General features: G+C 68.8%; 17 protein-coding genes. 12 read left to right on the plus strand and 5 right to left on the minus strand.

Annotation, left to right across the window (positions count from 1 at the left end; genetic code table 11):
• The first annotated feature begins 129 nt into the window (after positions 1 to 129).
• From AC1REK_RS18855 to AC1REK_RS18900, 10 genes are all read left to right on the plus strand, one after another.
• Positions 130 to 1,287: an NAD(P)/FAD-dependent oxidoreductase gene (locus AC1REK_RS18855; RefSeq protein ID WP_492268875.1), complete on the plus strand. Its 1,158-nt coding sequence runs from the start codon at positions 130 to 132 to the stop codon at positions 1,285 to 1,287.
• Positions 1,284 to 1,547: a 2Fe-2S iron-sulfur cluster-binding protein gene (locus tag AC1REK_RS18860; RefSeq protein ID WP_327523119.1), complete on the plus strand. Its 264-nt coding sequence runs from the start codon at positions 1,284 to 1,286 to the stop codon at positions 1,545 to 1,547. Before AC1REK_RS18855 ends, AC1REK_RS18860 begins: the two co-directional genes overlap by 4 nt.
• On the plus strand, positions 1,540 to 2,826 hold the full coding sequence (locus AC1REK_RS18865) for an FAD-dependent oxidoreductase (RefSeq protein WP_492268874.1): 1,287 nt from the start codon (positions 1,540 to 1,542) through the stop codon (positions 2,824 to 2,826). The genes AC1REK_RS18860 and AC1REK_RS18865 overlap by 8 nt, the downstream gene beginning before the upstream one ends.
• Before the next feature lie 4 nt (positions 2,827 to 2,830).
• Positions 2,831 to 4,234, plus strand: a complete 1,404-nt coding sequence (locus tag AC1REK_RS18870; protein WP_492268873.1) for an aldehyde dehydrogenase family protein — start codon at positions 2,831 to 2,833, stop codon at positions 4,232 to 4,234.
• Positions 4,235 to 4,254: 20 nt separating this feature from the next.
• Positions 4,255 to 5,163 carry a 4-hydroxy-tetrahydrodipicolinate synthase gene (gene dapA, locus AC1REK_RS18875; RefSeq protein ID WP_492268872.1) on the plus strand — a complete coding sequence of 303 codons (909 nt, stop codon included), beginning with the start codon at positions 4,255 to 4,257 and terminating at the stop codon, positions 5,161 to 5,163.
• Between the two features lie 127 nt (positions 5,164 to 5,290).
• Positions 5,291 to 6,118, plus strand: coding sequence for a transporter substrate-binding domain-containing protein (locus AC1REK_RS18880; RefSeq protein WP_248310005.1), 828 nt, complete (start codon positions 5,291 to 5,293; stop codon positions 6,116 to 6,118).
• A 49-nt stretch (positions 6,119 to 6,167) separates the two neighbouring features.
• Positions 6,168 to 6,830 (plus strand): amino acid ABC transporter permease, encoded by a 663-nt coding sequence (locus tag AC1REK_RS18885; protein WP_327523115.1) that lies wholly within the window; start codon positions 6,168 to 6,170, stop codon positions 6,828 to 6,830.
• Positions 6,831 to 6,842: 12 nt separating this feature from the next.
• Positions 6,843 to 7,652: an amino acid ABC transporter ATP-binding protein gene (locus AC1REK_RS18890; RefSeq protein ID WP_492268871.1), complete on the plus strand. Its 810-nt coding sequence runs from the start codon at positions 6,843 to 6,845 to the stop codon at positions 7,650 to 7,652.
• Positions 7,653 to 7,656: 4 nt separating this feature from the next.
• On the plus strand, positions 7,657 to 8,793 hold the full coding sequence (locus AC1REK_RS18895) for a saccharopine dehydrogenase family protein (protein WP_492268870.1): 1,137 nt from the start codon (positions 7,657 to 7,659) through the stop codon (positions 8,791 to 8,793).
• Complete coding sequence (locus tag AC1REK_RS18900) at positions 8,790 to 9,527, plus strand: aspartate/glutamate racemase family protein (protein WP_492268869.1); 738 nt, start codon at positions 8,790 to 8,792, stop codon at positions 9,525 to 9,527. The genes AC1REK_RS18895 and AC1REK_RS18900 overlap by 4 nt, the downstream gene beginning before the upstream one ends.
• 46 nt (positions 9,528 to 9,573) lie before the next feature.
• Here the strand turns inward: AC1REK_RS18900 and AC1REK_RS18905 are convergent, their stop codons facing one another.
• Both AC1REK_RS18905 and AC1REK_RS18910 read right to left on the minus strand, forming a co-directional pair.
• A complete protein-coding gene (locus tag AC1REK_RS18905) occupies positions 9,574 to 11,037 on the minus strand; it encodes a sulfatase-like hydrolase/transferase (protein WP_492268868.1) in 1,464 nt (487 codons plus the stop codon).
• 83 nt (positions 11,038 to 11,120) lie between these two features.
• Positions 11,121 to 12,110: a Bug family tripartite tricarboxylate transporter substrate binding protein gene (locus AC1REK_RS18910; protein ID WP_492268867.1), complete on the minus strand. Its 990-nt coding sequence runs from the start codon at positions 12,108 to 12,110 to the stop codon at positions 11,121 to 11,123.
• 141 nt (positions 12,111 to 12,251) lie between these two features.
• On the opposite strand from AC1REK_RS18910, the gene AC1REK_RS18915 reads away from it, so the two are divergent.
• Together AC1REK_RS18915 and AC1REK_RS18920 are read left to right on the plus strand one after the other, a co-directional pair.
• Positions 12,252 to 13,145, plus strand: coding sequence for a LysR family transcriptional regulator (locus AC1REK_RS18915; protein WP_492268866.1), 894 nt, complete (start codon positions 12,252 to 12,254; stop codon positions 13,143 to 13,145).
• Between the two features lie 161 nt (positions 13,146 to 13,306).
• Positions 13,307 to 14,218, plus strand: coding sequence for a polyphosphate kinase 2 family protein (locus AC1REK_RS18920; RefSeq protein WP_492268865.1), 912 nt, complete (start codon positions 13,307 to 13,309; stop codon positions 14,216 to 14,218).
• Positions 14,219 to 14,294: 76 nt separating this feature from the next.
• Here AC1REK_RS18920 and AC1REK_RS18925 read toward each other — a convergent pair whose 3' ends face one another.
• Genes AC1REK_RS18925 through AC1REK_RS18935 form a run of 3 tightly spaced genes read right to left on the minus strand, consistent with a single transcriptional unit; the run spans position 14,295 to position 19,911 of the window.
• Entirely contained in the window at positions 14,295 to 16,490 is a 2,196-nt protein-coding gene (locus tag AC1REK_RS18925) for a hypothetical protein (RefSeq protein ID WP_492268864.1), read from the minus strand.
• Positions 16,481 to 17,500 carry a family 8 glycosyl hydrolase gene (locus AC1REK_RS18930; RefSeq protein ID WP_492268863.1) on the minus strand — a complete coding sequence of 340 codons (1,020 nt, stop codon included), beginning with the start codon at positions 17,498 to 17,500 and terminating at the stop codon, positions 16,481 to 16,483. The genes AC1REK_RS18925 and AC1REK_RS18930 overlap by 10 nt, the downstream gene beginning before the upstream one ends.
• Positions 17,501 to 17,511: 11 nt before the next feature.
• Positions 17,512 to 19,911 (minus strand): cellulose biosynthesis cyclic di-GMP-binding regulatory protein BcsB, encoded by a 2,400-nt coding sequence (locus AC1REK_RS18935; RefSeq protein ID WP_492268862.1) that lies wholly within the window; start codon positions 19,909 to 19,911, stop codon positions 17,512 to 17,514.
• Positions 19,912 to 19,922 lie beyond the last annotated feature (11 nt).

Consider the following 19,922-nt stretch of genomic DNA (forward strand, 5'->3'; position numbering starts at 1 on the left):
TATCCATAGGCGGCGGCCTTCCGCCACTTTCAAACAATGGCGCAAGTCGGGGCGGATCATTTGGATCGACCCGAAAGGCGAAGCGACCGAGGGTCGCGCATCGCTTTTCAGGACGCCCCGTCGCCTCGCATGGCCCGCTCTCCTTCCCTCCATGTCGCCGTGATCGGCGCCGGAATCGTCGGCGCCGCCGCCGCGCATTTCCTGGCGGCGGCCGGGGCGCGGGTCACGCTGCTCGATGCCTCCGGTCCGGCGGCCGGCGCGACCGGCGCTTCAGACGGCGCGGTCTCGGTCGCGAGCAAGAAGCCCGGGCCGATGATGGACCTCGCCCGCCATGCTCGCGCCTTCTATGGAAGCTGCGAGGCGGATGGATTGCTGCGCGGTCTGTTCCATCGCCGCTCGACCTTCCTGGTCGCCCGTACGCCGCTCGAAGCTGATCTCGTCGCCGAGCACGGCGCCGATCTTGCCGCCGCCGGCGAGCGCGTGCTCGATGTCGACCGGCCGACGCTGCTGGCGCGCATTCCGGGCCTCGGCGACGGCGTCTGCTTCGCCCTCGAAATCCCCGATGACGGCCACGCGCTCGGTTACGAGATCACCCAGCGCCTGCTGCAGCGGAGCAGCGTCGCGGTTCGGCGCAATGCGCCCGTCTCCGAAATCGTCATGCGGGGTGGGCAGGCCGTCGGGGTCGCGATCCGCGGCGAGCTTCTGGCGGCCGACGCCGTCCTCGTCGCCGCCGGGATCGGCTCGGTCGGCCTGCTCGGTCTCGGCGATGTCCTGATCCCGCGGAAGGGCCAGATGGTCGTGACCGACCGCGCCGCCGCCGGCCGGCCAGCGATCGACGGCCATCTGATGGCGGCCTCCTATCTAGCCGCCAAGCGCGGCATAGTCCGTGATAACGCCCATATCGGCCTCGTCATCGATCCCTTGGTCACTGGCCAGTTCCTGATCGGCGGCAGCCGCGAGGACCACCGCGCCGACCAGACGACCGACGCCGTGACGATCTCGGCGATCCTGCGGGATGCGCTCGATCTCTATCCGCCGCTTCGCGAGCGCCGCGTGCTGCGGACCTTTGCCGGTGTCCGCACCGCTTCGCGCGACGGCCTGCCGATCATCGGCCCGCATCCGCATCTCGGCGGCGTCACGGTCGCCACCGGCTTCGAGGGCGACGGCATCTGCCTCGGCCCGTTCATGGGCGCCAGCGCTGCCCGGATGATCCTCGGCCAGGCGCCGGGCGTCGATCTTTCCCTGCTCTCGCCCCAGCGCTTCGCCGCCGTCGAGGCCCTGGCATGAACCCCTGCTTCTATTGGATCGACCGCCCGGTTTCCTTCCGTCCGGGCGAGAGCATCGCCGCGGCGCTGCTGCGCGCCGGCATCGCCGATCTCGGCCCCGAGGGCGGAGCCGTGCGTGGCCGCGTGTTCTGTGGCATTGGCGCCTGCCAGGCCTGCGTCGTCGCGATTGCGGGCGAGGGGCCCGTCGAAGCCTGCCTGACGCCGGCGCGTTCCGGAATGCGCCTTGCCCCCCAGCCCGGCATCGGACTGCACCATGACTGAGCTACCGGTCCTTGTCGTCGGCGGCGGGCCTGCGGGCGTCGCTGCGGCCGTGACCCTGGCGGAAGCCGGTCTGCGGGTGCTGCTGATAGAGCAGCGCGACCGGCTCGGCGGCGCCATCCATCGTCAGCCGGCTCCCGGTGCGCCGGAGATCTGGAGGGGGCCGGCTCGGCACCAGCGCAACTGGGCGGAACTGGCTTCGCGCCTCGACCGGGCGGCGGGGCAGATCGAGCTGCGGACCTCGACCGTCTTCCTCGGCGTCGATGGCGCGGGGCGCTTCCTCTTCGAGGATCGCAGGGTGGGTCAGGTCTTTGCGCGCCGCGTCCGGGCAGCGATCGTCGCGGTGGGGGCGGTCGAGAGGATCCACCCGTTCGAGGGGTGGGAGCTGCCGGGCGTAATGAGCGCGGGCGGCGCCCAGGTCCTGCTCAAGGAAACCGGCCGGCCGCCGGAAGGTCCGATCGTCGTTGCCGGCAGTGGCCCGCTGCTGCTCGCCGTCGCTGCCCAGCTCGCCCGCGCCGGCAACCCGCCGCTCGCCGTGCTGGAGCGCGGAAGGCCATGGCAGAAGCCGAAAGCTCTGGCCGGCCTGATGACGGCCGGGCCGCAGCTCGCCGAAGCGGCCGCCTATGCCGCCGCGCTCGCCTTGAAGCGCGTGCCCTATCGCAGTGGCAGCGAGGTGCTGGGCGTCAGCGAGACGGGGCAGGGGCTCGCGATCCGGGTCCGCTCGGGCTCCGCCGAGAGCCTGCTGCAGGCTCGCCATCTGCTGATCCATGACGGGCTGGAGCCGAACCGCGCCGGCATCCCCCAGCCGGCTCCCGGGGCAGAGATTCCCGTGCTGCTTGCCGGCGACGGGCGCGAGATTCTCGGTGCCGATGCGGCAATCCTCGACGGCCAGCGCGCCGCGTCGGCGATCCTCGCGGGCTTGGGGCGCACGGCATCCGCCGCATCGCTCGAAGCGGATCTGAGCAAGGCGCGGAACTTCCAGCTCGCGCTCGCCGAGGCTCTGTCCAGCAAAGCGACGCCGCCGACGCCCGAAACCATGCTCTGCCGCTGCGAGGGGCGACGCTATGCCGATTTCGCCGCGCTGCCGGCCGACGCCTCGGCCCGGGAGATCCGGCTGATGGGTCGCTTCGGGCTCGGTGCCTGCCAGGGGCGCTTCTGCCGCCCGATGCTCGATGAACTGCGTGGCGAGGCACTGCCCTCGGCTTCGCCGCCGCGTTGGCCGCTGCGGCCGGTTTCTCTCGCCGCCCTCGCCAATTTCTCGATTGATCAAACGGAGACCTAGAGCCGTGAATGGCACTCTCGCAAAATCGTTCAGAAGCAGCGCCCGGCCGACGATCGACGTCTTCAACCCCTTCTCCGGTGTGAGCGTCGGCAAGGTCGAGACCGCCGACGAGGTCGCGGTCGCCGATGCGCTGCGTGCGGCCCGCAAGGCCTGGCGTGCCTTCCGCTTCAGCACGCCGGCAGAGCGCAAGGGCCTGCTTCATCGCCTCGCCGAGCTGCTCGCCGAGGATGCCGAAGGGATGGCGCAGATCATCTGTGCCGAGGTCGGCAAGACGATCACCGAGGCGCGCAACGAGGTCCGCCGCGCCCAGAACACGCTGCGCCTCAGCGGCGATGCGATCACCGTCCTGCACGGCGAGGTGCTGCCGACCGCGATCGTGGCGGGCGCCCCGAGCAAGTTCGCCGCGATCACCTACGAGCCGGCCGGCGTTGTCGGGGCGATCACGCCGTTCAACTACCCGCTCAATCTGCTCTGCCACAAGCTCGGCCCGGCGATCGCCGCCGGCAACGCCGTCGTCGCCAAGCCCTCGCCCAAGGCGCCGCTCGCGGCGGAGCGGCTCGGCGAGCTCGCGATCAAGGCGGGCTTCCCGCAAGGGCTGTTCAGCGTCGTCCATGGCGGGGCAGAGGTCGCCGCCATGATCGCCAGCGGCGATATCGACCTGCTGAGCTTCACCGGCGGGCCGGCGGCCGGTCTCGCGCTCAAGAACGCCTCCGGCCTCGTGCGCTGTCTGATGGAGCTCGGCGGCAACGACCCGCTGATCGTGATGCCCGATGCCGATCTCGACCGCGCCGCGCAGACCGCGATCGGGCACCGCTTCGAGATCGCCGGCCAGAGCTGCGCCGCCGTGAAGCGGCTCTATCTGCACGAAGAGATCCGGGACACGATGATCACGCGCATCGCGGCGCTGATCGAGGACGTCCGCACCGGCGACCCCGCCGACGAGGCTACCGTGATGGGCACCGTTATCGACGAGCCCGCGGCGGCGGAGGTCGAGCGTCGGGTCAAGCTCGCCGTCGCGCAGGGGGCGAGGGTCGTCGCCGGCGGCCGGCGCCGCGGCACCATGTTCGCGCCGACCTTGCTCGACGACGTGCCGGCTGAAGCCGAGCTGGTACGCAGCGAGACCTTCGGGCCCGTGCTCGCGGTGCGCCGCTTCAGCGATCCCGGTCAGGTGATCGGCGAGGTCAGCGACAGCCCCTACGGGCTGCAGGCCGGCGTCTTCACCAATGACCATGCGCTGGTGAAGCGCTTCTCGCGCGAGCTGCGGGTCGGCGGCGTGATGATCAACGAAGGCCCGGATTTCCGCGCCGAGAACGTGCCGTTCGGCGGCATCAAGTCCAGCGGGCTCGGCCGCGAGGGCATCCACATGACCCTGCGCGAAATGAGCGAGACCAAGGTCGTCATCGACTGAGTGAGATGGGAAAGAAAGTCATGATCGATTCAGAGCTGCGCCGGCGCCTCTCCGGCGTCTTCACCGCCCTCGTCACTCCGTTCCGCGACGGCGCGGTCGACGCCCCCGCCTTCGAGCGCCTGATCGCCGCCCAACTCGCAGCCGGCGTCGCCGGCCTGGTGCCGGTCGGGACCACGGGCGAGGCTGCGACCCTCTCCGAGGCAGAGGCCGACGAGGTCATCCGCATCACGGTCGCTGCCGCCAAGGGCCGCGCCTTCGTCATGGCCGGCACCGGCTCGAACGCGACCGCTCTTGCCGTCGCCAAGGCGAAGCGCGCGGAGGCGCTCGGGGCCGACGGCATCCTCGTCGTCACCCCCTATTACAACAAGCCGTCGCAGGACGGCCTGTTCGACCATTTCGCCGCCGTCGCCGAAGCGGTGACGATCCCGATCATGCTCTACAGCGTGCCGGGACGCACCGGAGTCGAGATCGCGCCGGCGACGGCGGCGCGGCTGGCGAAGGCCTATCCGCATATCGTCGGGATCAAGGAAGCCGGCGGCAGGACCGAGCGGATCACCGAGCTGCGGCGAGCGCTCGGCGAGGATTTCGTCATCCATTCCGGCGATGACGGGCTGACCCTGCCATTTCTCGCGGTCGGCGCCGATGGCGTCACCAGCGTCGCCTCGAACCTGCTGCCGCGCGAGATCGTGGCGCTGTGCGCGGCCTGGTCCAGAGGAGAGGCGCGCGAAGCGCGCCGTCTCCATCAGGCGCTGTTCGATGTCACCGGCCATCTCTTCATCGAGAGCAACCCGGTGCCGGTGAAGACCGCGCTGGCCCGCAGCGGAGCGATCTCGGCCGAGGTGCGCGCGCCGCTCGCGGCGCTGCGGCCCGAGAATCTGAAAGCGCTCGAAGCCAGCCTGGCGGCCTTCGAGGTCGCCCGGAACATATAAGAAAACCGGTAGGCGAGCGGCCTACTCTCGCATTGTTTGCGGAGGTGCCTTCCTTAGGCTCCTCCGATAACCCGGCATGCCGGGGGCAAGACCGAAGATCATCGGCAAGGGAACGGAGGCATCTGTCGTGAAGAAGATCATCAGTGCAATTTTTGCGGCCGGCTTGGGGCTGGCGGCATTCCAGTCGCCGGTTCAGGCGCAGGACAGCATCGAATCCGTGCGTTCGCGCGGCGTGCTGCGTATCCCCGGCATCATCAACGAGGACCCTTATTTCAACAAGGATCCGCGCACCGGCGAATGGCGCGGCTTCGCCATCGAGATGGCGCGCGACATCGCCAAGACGCTCGGCGTCAAGCTCGAAGTGGTCGAGTCGAGCTGGCCGAATTCGATCCTCGATGTGCAGAGCGGCAAGGTCGATCTCGCCCTCGGCGTGACCGCGACGCCGCAGCGCGCCATGTCTGTCGCCTTCTCGGCGCCGACCTATTTCAACAGCTTCGTCATCGTCTCGCCGAAGCCGGAGCTCTCCAAGCTCAGCTGGGCCGAGCTCAACGACCCCAAATACACCTTCGCGGTCGATCTCGGCTCCTCGCAGGACCTGATCGCCCAGCAATACCTGCCCAAGGCCAAGATGCTGCGCTTCAAGACGCGCGACGAGGCGATCGTCGCCGTGGTCAGCGGCAAGGCCGACGGCCTCGTCAACACCATGCTCAACGGGCTGGTGATGACCAAGAAGGCGAACGGCATCGGCAAGGTCATGGTTCCGAGCCCGGTGCTCTCGACGCCTTCGGTCGTCGCGCTGAACTGGAAGGGCGACGAGAAGTGGCGCTCCTTCATCTCGGCCTGGGCCGAATACAACCGCCGCATCGGCAACAACCAGACCTGGATCGTCAACAGCCTGGCGCCCTTCGGCATCACGCTCGACGACATGCCGGAAGGTTTTGGCTTCGGTGGTTGAAGCATAGGGCGGCCCGAAAAGGGCCGCCCCCAAGGAAGGCTAGCAAGACATGTATACTTGGAGCTTCGCCCCGATCATCCAGGCCAGCGATCTCTTCCTGTGGGGGGCGTGGATCACCGTCCTCTACACGGCGGGCTCGATCGCGATCGGTCTGGTCCTCGGCCTCGCCGTCTGCTTCGCCAGGCTCTCGGGCATCGGGCCGCTGAACTGGTTCGCGCAAGGCTTCCAGGAGCTGTTTCGCTGCACGCCCCTCCTGGTCCAGCTGCTCTGGATCTATTACGCGCTGCCGCTGCTGCTCGGCTTCGACATGCCCAACTGGGCGGCGGCACTGCTGACGCTCTCGCTCTATGCGGCGGCGTTCTATGCCGAAGTCTTCCGCGGCGGCATCGTCTCGATCGACAAGGGCCAGTTCGAGGCCGGCGCGGCGATCGGCATGTCGGGCTGGCAGGTGATGCGGCGCATCATACTGCCCCAGGCCATCCGCCGGATGATGCCGGCCTTCATCAACCAGTCGGTCACCCAGTTCAAGAACACCTCGCTGGTCTCGGTGATCTCGGTCGCGGACCTGACCTACATGGCCAGCATCGTCAACGGCCAGACCTATCGGCCGCTCGAATCCTACACGGTCGTCGCTGTGCTCTACTTCGTCATCCTCTTCCCGATGATGAAGTTCGCCGACTACATCGAACACCGCATGCGCCGCGGCAACTGATCGAGAGCGCCCATGACCTCCGTTTCGTCCGCCCCCGCTTCCTCGGCATCGGCTTCGGCCCAGAACGCCTCCGACATCGTGCTCGAGGCACGCGGCATCACCAAGTGCTTCGGGGCGCTGACCGTGCTCCACGGCATCGATCTCGCCCTCAAGGCCGGCGAGGTCGTCTCGATCATCGGCCCTTCGGGCTCCGGCAAGTCGACCTTCATCCGCTGCATGAACATGCTGGAGAAGCCGGACGCCGGCGAGATCCTCTTCCGCAACCGCCGCGTCGGCGAGAAATATCGCGGCAGTGGCGATCTGCTCGGGCAGGGCGAATTGCGTCGCCATGTCGGCATGGTCTTCCAGCACTTCAACCTGTTTCCGCACATGAGCGTACTGGAGAACGTGATCGAGGGCCCGGTGATCGTGCAACGGAAATCGCGTGCCGAGGCGGTCGAGATCGCGATGGACTACATCGCCAAGGTTGGCCTCGCCGAGAAGCGCGATGCCCGGCCGGACCAGCTCTCCGGTGGCCAGAAGCAGCGCGTCGCCATCGCCCGGGCGCTCGCCATGCAGCCCGACGCGCTGCTGCTCGACGAGGTCACCAGCGCGCTCGATCCCGAGCTCGTCGGCGAAGTGCTCGGTGTGGTGCGCGATCTCGCCAATCAGGGCATGACCATGGTCATCGTCACCCACGAGATCTCCTTCGCCGCCGACGTCTCCGACCGGGTGGTGTTCATGGAGAATGGCCGCATCGTCGCGCAAGGCTCGCCCGACGCCATCCTGCGGCGTCCCGACAATGAGCGCCTCAAGGCGTTCCTCGCGCGCTTCCATGGCTGAGCCGGTGCGACAGCCTGAACACCCGTTCAAGGTCGTCATCGTCGGCGCCGGCCGGGTCGGCTCGGCGCTGGCCCTGCTCCTGAGGGAGGCACCGGAGTTCGAGGTCGTGGTCGTCGACCCGACCGAGCCGGCGCGGCGGCGCATGGAGGCGCTCGACCTGCCGCTGGCGGAGATCGATCCCGGCAACGTCGCGCAGCTCGACCGCCTCCTGGCGCAGTCGCAGGCGGTGGTCGCGGCGCTGCCGGCCTCGGCCACACCGATGGTCGCCGTCGCCGCGCGCCGCAACGGCATCCATTATCTCGATCTCGGCGACGATACCGCCGGGCTCGGTGCGGTGCTGAGCGAGGCCCGTTCGGCCGCCGGCTGCTTCGTCCCGCAATGCGGCATCGCGCCGGGACTGGTCTCGCAGTTGGTGCTCGACCTCGTTTCCCGGACCTCGGGGAAGGCGGAGGTCGATGTCCGCATCGGCACCTTGCCGCGCGAGCCGGCCAATCGGCTCGGCTACGGGCTGACCTGGGATGTCGATGCGCTGCTGCGCGAATACATCCAGCCCTCGACGGCTCTGGTCGAAGGCAGGCGCGCGAGCCTGCCGGCCCTCAGCGATCTCGGCCGCTTGCGTCTCGGCGGACGAGACTATGAGGACTTCGTTTCCGGCAATATTCCAGCGAGCCTGTGCGCGCGTCTGGAGGGGCAGGTCGCGCGGCTGACCTCACGCACGATCCGCTATCCCGGCCATCTCGACTATATGCGTTTCCTGCTCGACGACCTGAAATTGCGCGGCAGGACCGACCTCCTGCGCAACCTCTTCCTCAACGCGTTGCCGGAGATCGTCGACGACCGACTGCTGATCTCGATCAGCGCGACCTCCCGGCAGGATGGGCGCAGCGTCGAGGAGCAGTTCACCCGCGAGGTCGTCCCGGCGCAGATCGGCGGCAGCACGGTCAGCGCGATGCGCCGCACCGCCGCCGCCCATGTCGCCGCGGTGCTCGATCTCCTGCGCACAGGCGTGATCGGGAAACCCGGCCTCTGCGCGCAGGAGGAAATTCCCTTCTCCGCCCTCAGCGCCAACCGCTTCCTCTCGTGGTTCTTCGCGGCTAGTGCGGAAGAGGGGGGCCTGACCAACCCGAGGAGCGCGGCATGACGGGCGGCACGGACAAATCGCGCCCGCAGGCGGGGACGGTTGGCGATCTCGGCATCGGCATCCTGATGCTCGATACGCATTTCCGGCGGCTTCCCGGCGACATCGGCAATGCCCGCAGCTGGTCCACGCCGGTGCAGTTCCGCGTCGTGCGCGGCGCCGACCCGGCCGCGATCGTGCATGGCCGGCCCGGTGATTTCCTGCAGCCCTTCATCGAGGCCGCGCTCGATCTCGTCTCCTGTGGGGTGCGCGGCATCACCACGAGTTGCGGCTTCCTCGCCCTGTTGCAGAAGGAACTCGCGGCGGCGCTCCCCGTACCGGTCGCGACCAGCAGCCTGCTGCAGGCGCCGCTGATCGAGGCGATGCTGCCGGCCGGGCAGCAGGTCGGCATCCTGACCTTTGCGCCCGAGGCCTTGAGCGCCCGCCATCTTTCAGCCGTCGGCGTGCGGACGGATACGCCGATCGAGGGGTTGGCGCCGGAGAGCCTGTTCCGCCAGGTCTACGGCGCCAAGGGCGGTGTCTCCGATTTCGCCGTACTCGAGCAGGAGGTGGTTGCCGCGGCGCGGGCGCTGGTCGAGAAGCATCCGAATGTCGGCGCGATCCTGTGCGAATGCACCAATCTGCCGCCGCATTCGGCTGCGATCGCCAGGGCGACGGGGCGCCCCGTCTTCGACATCATCGGCTTCGTCGACTGGTTCGCCCGCAGCCTGATGCCGCCGGCCTATCCGAGGGACTGAAGGAGCTCGCTGGCCGGCTGTCCGATGCCGCTGGACAGCGCAGCAATCAGCCCGAGCCCACCGCCTTGGCGGGGTCGGTCGGCGGGATCGGCGGATAGTGCAGGCCGCGCTGCCCCGACAGGCCGCGGTTCGGCGCCATCACCAGCTCGGGCTCGGTCATGCCGACGAGCTTGCCATCCTGCAGCCAGGCCTCGTCCTCGCCATAGAGTCTGGCTGCGAGCGCCTCGCCGAGACGTGCCCGGATTTCGGCATGGCCGGAATCGCTGGAAAGATCGCGCATTTCCTGCGGGTCTTCGTCGAGATCGAAGAGCTGGAAATGGTTGCCGGCCGGGTACCAGATCAACTTGTAGCGGCCATCATGCACCATACGGGTCGCCTTCGCCCCTTCGAGCGATTCCCCGTAGAAGATCTCGCGGCGCTGCTCGCCGACCATCGACAGGCCCTCGCAGCTCTCCGGAATCGGCAGGCCGCAGAGATCGAGCAGGGTCGGCATGATGTCCTGCAGCCCGACGAGGCGGCCATCGGTGACGCCCGTCCCGACGCGGCTGTCGCCAGTCGCCCCCGAAAGCAGCATCGGCACGCCGGCCGAGGCCTCGTACATCAGCCGCTTGGCGTAGAGGCCGTTGTCGCCGAGCATGTCGCCATGGTCGCCGCAGATCAGGATGATCGTGTCGTCGAGCAGGCCTTCCTCGCGCAGCGTCCCGATCAGGATCCGCAGCTGGTGGTCGATATGGGTGCAGAGCGCATAGACGGCGCGGCGCATGTCGGCGAGCTGCGCCGGCGGCAGCTGCTCCCAGTAGTTGTGGGCGACGCGGACCGCATAGGGCAGCGCCGCCGGGTCCCTGGCCCAGTCCGCCATCAGCGGCGCATCGACATCGCGCGCCCGATAGCGCTCGAAATAGCTGACCAGCGGCACGATCGGCGGGTGCGGATGGGTATAGGAGACGTGCCAGAAGCCCGGCCGCGTCGGGTCGCGCCGCTTGATCGTGCGCGCCGCCGCGAAGGTGATCCAGTTGGTGACGTGGAGCTCTTCCGGCAGGTGCCAGGTCCGCCAGCTGTATTCATTGTTGCTCATGCCGTGCATGAACTGCTGGCCGGGCTGGCCCTTGTCGGTCAGGAACAGCTCGTAGTCGTCCATGCCGCCGAGATGGCCGCGGCCTTCCTCGGCGAGCAGCACCTCCTCGAAGCCGATCCGGTCGCGCTGCGGATAGACATGCAGCTTGCCGATCGCAGCCGTCTGGTAGCCGGCATCGCGGAAGGAGCGCGCCAAGGTCGGCATCCCCTCGGGCATCGGCAGCGCCGGCTGGAAGACCCGGTCGCCATGGCCGCGCGGGCTCGTGCCCGTCATCATCGAGCGCCGGGCCGGAATGCAGATCGGGCATTCGGCATAGGCGTTGGTGAAGCGCGTGCCGGTGCGGGCGATCTGGTCGAGCGTCGGCGTCTCCGCCGTCGGGTGGCCGGCGATGCCGAGCAGGCGCGCCGGCCATTGATCGACCGTGACGAACAGCACGTGGCGGTCTCCAGGCGGAGAGGACGCTGCGCCCGCCGCTGGATTGCCTGCCTGATCGCCGGAGACGTTCTGCATGGCCAGGCTCAGTTAGCCTTAGCGCCGGAGATGCGGACGAGCTCCGCGATCTTGCCGGATTCGGCCTTGATGAAATCGCCGAAGGCCGCGGAGGTGCCGCCGACGAGCTCGATGTTGAGCGCGGCCATGCGCTCGCGCACGGCCGGGTCGGCGACGATCTTGTTGAGCTCGGCATTCAGCCGCTCGACCACGGCCGGCGGCGTGCCGGCCGGCACGAAGACGCCATGCCAGGAGGCGAACTCATAGCCGGGCACGCCGGCCTCGGCGACGGTCGGAACGTCAGGCATGGCGGCCGAGCGCTTCGCTCCGGTCACGGCGAGCGCGCGCAGCGTGCCCTCGCGCGCCATCGGCACGGCGGTCCCGTCGATCATCGCGGTGACATGGCCGGCGATGACGTCGTTGATCGCCGGAGCCGAGCCGCGATAGGGCACATGGGTCGCCTTGATGCCGGTCTTCTCCTTCAGCAGCTCGAAGGCGAGCTGCTGCGGCGTGCCGACGCCGGCCGAAGCGTAGGTGACCTTCTCCGGATTGGCCTTGGCATCGGCGAGCAGCGCCGCCAGGTCCTTGGCCGGGTTCTTCGGATTGATCACCAGCAGCAGCGAGACCGAGGTCAGCCGCATCACCGGAGCGAAGTCGGTGAGCGGGTTGTAGGGCAGCTTGTCCTGCAAGGCAGGGGTGATCGCATGGGTCGCGATGTCGCCGATCAGCAGGGTATGGCCGTCGGGTTCCGAGCGGGCCGCATCGGTGGCGCCGATGGCGCCCGCGGCGCCGGGCTTGTTGTCGATGACGATGGTCTGGCCGAGCGCCTCGCTCAGCTTCGGCCCGATCAGCCGCCCGAGCAGGTCGACATTGCCGCCGGCCGGGTAGGGCACGACGATCCGCATCGTCTTGCTCGGCCAAGCCGTCTGAGCCGTGGCGGAAGCCGAGAACAGGGCGGGCACGACCGCGAGCGCCGCCGTCCAGCTCGCAAGGCGGAGAAACACGTCCTTCTGCTTCATGCCCATCATCCCCGAGACTCCCAATCGCGCCACGCCAAGCGGCGGCTCTGCCGGCCGCGCGCATACGAATTCAAGACTGAGCCAATAATCGGCGATCAAGAAATTAGTTTTGCTTATTAGTTTTACGGCTAGGGTCGCGGCATGGACCAGAGACTGCTCAGTTTTTTCGTCACCCTCGCCGAGGAGCTGCATTTCGTCCGGGCGGCGGCGCGCCTCGGCGTGACCCAGCCCGCGCTGAGCCAGCAGATCGCCAAGCTCGAAGAGACGCTTGAGGTGAAGCTGTTCGAGCGCACCAAGCGCCGCGTCGCACTGACCGATGCCGGCCGGAACTTCCAGAACGACGCGCTGGCGATCCTGCGCCAGCTCGATCTGGCGGTGGCGGGCGCGCGCCGCGCGGCGCAGGGCCAGATCGGCCGGCTGACCATCGGCTTCGTCGAGGCCTGTCCCTTCAATATCCTGCCGGTGCTGGTCTCCAGGCTCAGCCGGGAATTGCCGGAAGTCTCGCTGGTCCTGCAGGAGATGGTCACCAAGGAGCAGGTAGAGGCTCTGCGCTCCGGCCGGATCGATGTCGGCCTGCTGCGGCCGATGTTCAGCGAGCCGGGCCTCGGCACGCTGCCCCTGTTCCGCGAAAACTATGTGGTGGCGCTGCCGGCCGGCCACCGGCTAACTCAGCTCGAGGCGGTGCCGTTGACCGCGCTGCGCGAGGAGCGTTTCATCATGACCCCGCCGGGCAAGCGCCGCTATGTCGAGGGCCGTTTCCGTGCCGCCTTCCGCCGCGCCGGCTTCGAGCCCCAGGTGGCGCAGGAGGTCCACCAGATCCATACCATGATCGGCCTGGTCGCCGGCGGCATCGGCGTCGCGCTGGTGCCGCAATCGGTGTCGCGTCTCAATCTTGAGAACGTGGTCTACCGGTCCCTGAAGGGGCTGGATTCGACGGTCTCGGAACTCGTCGCCGCCTGGCCACTTGATCGCGAGACACCGGTGCTTCGGCGCTTCGTCGCGGTGGCACGCGCGGTCGCCGCCGGCGAGGGATAGCCTGCTCCGGCACCTCGCGCGTGGGGCAACCCTGATGGGCCTATGACCACGGACCGCATGCCGCTAAGTTCGGCGAGGCCCCGCCGGGGCCGAGCCGAAGGCTGGGTCGTCATCGACATCGAGGCCGACTGGAAGGCTGTGTGTCCACCGGAGCGATGACGATGCTGAAAGACGACCTGATCAAGCGTTTTCGGATCACGGACGGGAAGGGCTTCAAGCTCGCCGACATCGACCCCAACGACACTGCGGGCCTCGATATCGACAAGGACGATGCGAAGGAACTGCTCGCGAGCGGGACCAAGCGCCTCCACGCCTTGCAGGAGCGCCTCTATGCCGAGGGGCGCTGGTCCGTGCTCATCGTGCTGCAGGCCATGGATGCCGCCGGGAAGGACGGCATGATCGAGCATGTGATGTCCGGCATCAATCCGCAGGGCTGCGAGGTGACCTCGTTCAAGGCGCCGAGCACGGTCGAATTGCGCCATGACTTCCTCTGGCGCACGACCTGCGCCCTGCCGCAGCGCGGTCATATCGGCATCTTCAACCGCTCCTATTACGAGGAGGTGCTGGTCGCCCGCGTCCATCCGGCGATCCTGGCGAAGCAGAACCTGCCGCCAGCGCTGGTCAAGGACGACATCTGGGAGGAGCGCTTCGACAGCATCCGCGATTTCGAGCGCCATCTCGCGCGCAACGGCACGGTTGTCCTGAAGTTCTTCCTGCACGTCTCGAAAGGCGAGCAGCGCCGCCGCCTGCTCGAGCGCATCGACGAGCCCGACAAGAACTGGAAGTTCGATGCCGGCGACCTCGCCGAGCGCAAGCACTGGCCGGACTATATGAACGCCTATGAGGAGGCGATCGCCGGCACCGCCGCCAAGCACGCCCCCTGGTATGTCGTGCCGGCGGACAACAAATGGTTCAGCCGCCTGGTCGTGGCGGCCGCTGTCGCCGACAAGCTCGAGGAACTCGACCCGCAATTCCCGAAGCTCGACGCCGACGCCCGCGAAGCCATGAAGCGCGCCCGCGTGGAACTGGCCAGCGAAGGCAATGGCCCCGGCGGCGGAAAGCACAAGAGCTGACGGCGGCGGCCAGCGATCGCCCTGGTCTGAGGCCGCCGCGCAGGCTGCCGGCCCGAGCGGCCGGGCGAGCGCCGATCTAGTAGCGGTTCCTGCGGGTCGCGTCGTCGATCGCGCTCAGTCCGGCAAGAGCCTTGGGCGACCTGTCGATCTTGTAGAGCGCGCTGAAGACCTTGCGCGCATCCCAGTAACGGCCTGAGTTGAAATAGGACCAGCCGCGCATCAGCATCAGATCGGTGGTTTCCGGCGCATATTTCGCGCGCTCGCCCAGCGTGATCAGCGCCGCATTGTAGTTCTTCGCTTCGTACTGCGCATAGAAGCGTTCGGCGAGGAGCAGGGCCTGGAGCTCGCGCCGCCGGGCAGGCGGCAAGGCGGCGGAGGCCGCAGCCGCGCTCGCCTCGGTGGTCAGTCCCTGCTGGATGGCTGCATAGGCTTTGCCTGCTGCTGCGTCGGCGGCGACCTGGCCGGTGCCGGTCCGCATCGCCGCCTCGAAGGCCTGCATGGCGGAAGCCGGGCGCTTGAGATTGAGCAGGCACCAGCCGCGCGCAAGCGCCGCTGCACCCGAATTGCCGCTGCCGCAGCTGCCAGGGCTGGTTGCGCGCGCCGCTTCGCGGATGGCGGGCGGACGCTCGACGGGGATATAGTCTTCGACAGGCTCGCTTCTGGTGACGCGGCGTTCTGCCTGCACGGATGCCCGCGGCGGAACGGGAGAAATCCGTTCCGCTGGAGCACGTTCCACCAGTTCGTGTTCGGGCGCCGTCGGCATGCTCCGCACCTCGCGCGGCGGTGCCGGCTCGCGGGAGCGCAGGGCACGCCGGCGCGGATCGAGAATATCGGCGATGCGTTGCGAGCGTCCGCGCCATTCGGCGACGATCGCCTGGAGGCCCGCCGTGTCGCGCAGTCGCTGGCGTGACAGCGCAAGTCCGAAGGCCGCCGGCTCATGCGCCTTGTCCCAGGCCAGGGCGGTCTCGAACCAGGTCTCGGCCGGCACGATCTGGCCGGAATTATAGGCATACCAGCCGAGCGCCGCGGCTCCGAGCGCATAGCGGTCGCCGCTGACCGTCTTGACGATGCGCGCCAGCACGGCCGGCTCCAGGCGCGGCGGTGGCTCCTGCGTCAGCAGCGCCGTCAGGGCGTCGAGATAGGCCTTGCGGTTGGGTTGGCCTGCCTCCAGCCATTGCGAGCCGAGCGCCTCGGCTTCCTGGTACTTTCCGCTGGCCGCGAAGGCGAGCACCGCGCCCTCCGCCGCCTTGGCTCCGCCATTGCGGGCGAGCGCCATCCGGAACCAGTCAGACGCCTTGGCCGGTTCGCCATGGTGCAGGGCGTAGAAGCCGAGCAGGATCGGGTCGCCCGGCGTCGTGTCGGCATTGGCGAGCGTCTCGAGCCGGCGCAGGTCGTCGGCGCTCACCACCAGCTTCGGGTCTTCGGACGCCCGGCCGATGCGGCGGCGGGCGAGCTCGTCGCGGATGCTCGTGAATTCGTTCTGCTTCTCCAGCGCCAGCAGGGCACTGATCTGCTCGTCCGGCAGGGTTCCCAGCGCCTTCTGCATCGTACCGAGCCGCTCATCGGCCTTGTCGCAATTGGCGAGGACATAGGAATAGGCGTCGCGCGCCCGGTCCATGCGCTCGGTCCGCACGAAGGCCTCGGCGACACGCCAGAGCGCATCGACATTGGCGCAGGTGAGCAGGGCAGGCGTCTCGGTGCCGATCCTGATCACCTGTTCCCATTGCCGGGCATTGGAGGCGTTGACCAAGCGAATCCCGGCCTCGGCCTGGTCGAGCTGCTGGACGAGGTCGGCCGGTGCGCTCCAGCCGGTCTCTTTGGTGGCGCGCTGGGCGATCGCGGCACGGACCTCGCTGAGCTTGCCCTCGGCGAAGAGCTTCCACATCCGCTCGAGCTCAGGGTCGCCGGCCGGGATCGGCGTGTTGAGGTCGGTCGGCGGCCGCCATTGCGGATAGAGCGCCCGCAGGCGGGCGAGTTCCGCCTCAAAGCGCCGCGTATCGCCCTGGTTGGCGAAATAGCGCAGTGCGCTCTCGTCCACCGGGGCCTGAGGCTGGCCCTGGCGCGTCCCGGGGGGCTGGTTCCCCGGCTGCTGCGCCTGGGCAAGCTCCGATCTCGCCTCGCCCGTCTCCGCGTGCGGCTGCTCCAGCGCCAGGGCGCCGGGCGTGCCGGGCTGGCTCACTGCCGGCAGCTCAACGCCCTGTCCGTAGCGGCCGAGGCCGTAGAACAGCGCGCCCGATGCCACCGCCGCGAGCAGGATTGCCTTCACATGCATCGGGCGTACCTCTCGCTCAGCATCGCCAGGGTCAGCAGATGCAGGGTGGAGGGGTAATAGGCCGTCGGCTGGAACGATTTCAGTTCCTGCGGGATCGCGGTCCCGTCGATGGCGCAGGCTATGGCTGCGACGAGGATGCGGTAGCCCGGATCCGAGAGCTCCTCGACGACCTTCCTGGTCCGGACATCGATGATCGCAGGGCCGTTGGCCCAGGCTTCGCGGAAGGGCGCAAGGCGTGCCGGCTCGGCGAGGCCCGCCCGCAGGAGATAGAGCGGGACGCGCATCGCGTTATAGCCGAACTGCGCCGGGAAGCCGTCTGCCGGCCGCGGCTCGGCCTTGACCGACATCCATTCGGGGGCGGGCATGTTCGCCTTGGCGAGCGTGTCGAGCAGCTTGAGCCCGGTCGCCTGGACCTTGAGCCAGCTATTGTCGCCGGTCAGCCGCGCCATCACCGGCAGGGCCTCGAAGACCCAGTATGACGGGTTGATCACCGGGCCGTCGGCGCGGTCCTTTTCGGAGAAACCGCTCGCGGCTGGCATCAGCCAGGTCTCGCTGCCGCGCGCCAGGAACGTCGTCTTCGCAATGTTCCGCGCCAGCTGACGCGCAGCGTTGGTGTAGCCCGGCATCGCCCAGGCTGTGCCGGCGCAGTTCAGCGCATAGGCGATCAGCAGGTCGCCATCGGTCGCGTTGTTGACGTCGGTGACGCGCGGGGTCGCGTTCGGGTCCCAGCGCCAGGCGGCGAGCCCGTCATCGCGGATCAGCAGCTCGGTGCGGGTGAAGGCGAGGATGCGGGCAAAGCTCGTGCGGTCTCCAGCGAGACAGGCGAGCAGGAGGCCGTAGCCCTGGCTTTCGCTGTGGCTGATCGCGCCGTTCACGTCATCGACGACGCGCCCGTCCTCCATGACGAATTTCTGTCGGTAGAGCTCCCAGGCTTCGAGCGGCAGGGCAGCCTGCACCGTCGGGACGAAGGCGAGCATGATCGCTGCGAGGGCTCCGAGCAGCCGTTTCATGGGAGAGCGCCTCATGGCTTCTGCCCCAGACGGCCGAGCATCAGCGAGGTCGAGATGCCGAGGGCGATGCAGGCGGCGAGCAGGGCCAGCGCATAGGCGCCGATATTGTCCGAGAGCCAGTTGGCGAGGATGAGCCGCATGTTCGTCAGCGAGAAGCTGCGCGTCATGACGAAATTGGGATCGTTCGCTGCGACGACGTGAACGTCCTGGGTGCCGCGAAACGCCGTGACCCGTCCGGCGAGATTGGCCCAGTTCCCAGGCGTGACGAGACGGGCGATCGTCGCCTCCAGCGTCTCTTCGCGGCGCGCGACGAAGGCGGTCCAGACCTGCTTGCTGGCAGGCTCCACGGCCTGCGCAGCGATCAGGTCCGTGCCATCCGCGGGCTCGTAGAGAGCCTCGTTGGAGGACGGGATGCGCAGCTGGGCGAAGGAGAGATGGAAGTTGCGCTGCAGCCACTGGTCGAAGGCGACGAAGTAGCGGGCGAGCGGCCCCCCCAGCGAACTGCGCCAGCGATCGCGCAGCGCGTCGGTCGTCGGTTGCGTGTTCTCGGCGACGGCCGGTCCCTTCTGGCCCTGGAAGCGGTTGATCACCGCGTCGAAGACGGCGCCGGCATCGTTCTCCGGCGCGACGACCACGGCATCGGCTCGGGTCGGCCAGGTGGTCCTGACGGTCTCCGACACCCCGACGCGAGGCAGGAGGCCGGGCGGCAGCTGGCTCGCAGCGCCAACGATCAGGGCCGGCTGGTCGCTCACGGTCGAGACGCTGGTCAGGGCGTCGACGGCGAGCGGCCGCGCGGCGCGCTGGGCCAGCCGGGCCAGCAGGGTCGCAGCGGCCCCGTAATTGGCGGTGTCGTGACGGCCGAGGATCAAAGGCGTGCGCGTCGCCAGCGAATAGGGGAAGCCCGTTCCGGCGACGGCGGCGAGATTGGGCTGCACGCCGATCTTGGCGAAGTCCGGGAAGGAGAGGCTCGTCGTGTCGAACAGCGCGAACCGATTCCGGCCCGGCAGGGTCGCCCCCGGACCGCAGGACAGGTCGGAGCTGGTGAGCGTCACCGCCTCGAACCAGATCTCGTTGATGCCCGGTCGGAAATGCCGGAGCGGCAGGGTGATCGGGAACTGCTGGAACAGCCCGCCGGTCGTCGCATTCAAGGGAACGGTCGCGGCGACGTTGCCGTTGACGAAGACCTCGATATGGCTGTCGCCCGGCAGCACGTCGGCGGAATAGGCGGCGTCGAGATAGAGTGTCGCCTCGCCATAGGCGGCGGCATAGAAATCGCCCGGAAAGGCGACGACGGCGCGGGTCCGCAGGCGCCGGGCGGAGGATTCCTGGCTGGCGATGCCGAGCTCGGAGAAGCGCAGCGCGCGCGCCTCCGACAGGAAGGGCGCGTCGGGCAGATGCCAGCTCGACGTGTCCATCATGCGGCGGTTGAGGTTGGTCGGCCGGGAAACCGGCGCCGTGAGCAGCGTGGCGACCACGTTCTCGATGTCCGGCCAGCTCGCCCCCGTGACCAGGAGGGTGGACGGGCCGAGGCGCGCGTCGGAAATGAAACCGACGAAGCTGCGTGCCTTCGCCTCCTCCGGCACTCGTGTCAGGAGTTCCGGCAGTTCCGCAGTCGTCGCGAGGACGATGGTCAGCGTGCCCGGCCTCGCGCGGCCGGGCGCCCGTTCCGAGACCTGCACCACCGCCTGGCCGTAGCGTCCGCGCAGCGCCGTGGCCTGCGACACAGCGAAAATCATGTTCGCTGCCGCAGCGCTCGAAGCGCCGGGCGCGACGATGCGGATCGTGGTCTGACCGGCCTCGTCGGCGCCGATCGCGGGCAGGTCGTCGATGCTGCGCAGGCGCAGTTCGGCCGCGCCCGGGGATCGGAAGCTCAGCTTCGTTCCGGCACCGTCGATGCGGGTCCAGAGCTCATAGGTCGATGCGACCGAGCAATCGGTCCGATGGCGCTGGATCGCCTCGAAGCGGATCGTGTTCTGCCCGGGCCGGAGCAGGCCCTTGCGCAGATTGGTCGACAGGCGCGCCATGCGATCGGATGAGGCGACAGGCGTCTCGACCACGCGCTCGCCATTGACCCGGACCGTCAGGCGCGAGGCTTCCGGCATGACGACCAGCGCATTCTGGAAGGCGATGTCGAGGGCGAGGTCGGAATTCGCCTCTTCCTCCGTCAGGTAGAAGGCCCAGCTGCGCGTGTCGGCCTCGCCTTCCAGCGTCACGCGTGCCGCCGGCAGGAGCGGCTTGAAACCGGGACCGGCGGCGGGAGCCGGGGCTGCCGCCGGCTTGCTGGCCATCGGGGGAGGCGCGGCCGGCGTCAGCGCCGGAGCCGCAGGTGCCGTCCCCGGAGCGATCATGAAGGGGGGCGGCGGATTGGTCCCAGTGCTCGGTTGCTGGGCGAGGGCGGGCGCCGTCGCCATGGCCAGCGCAA

The sequence above is a fragment of the Allobosea sp. GW823-FHT02B03 genome, from assembly GCF_058797755.1.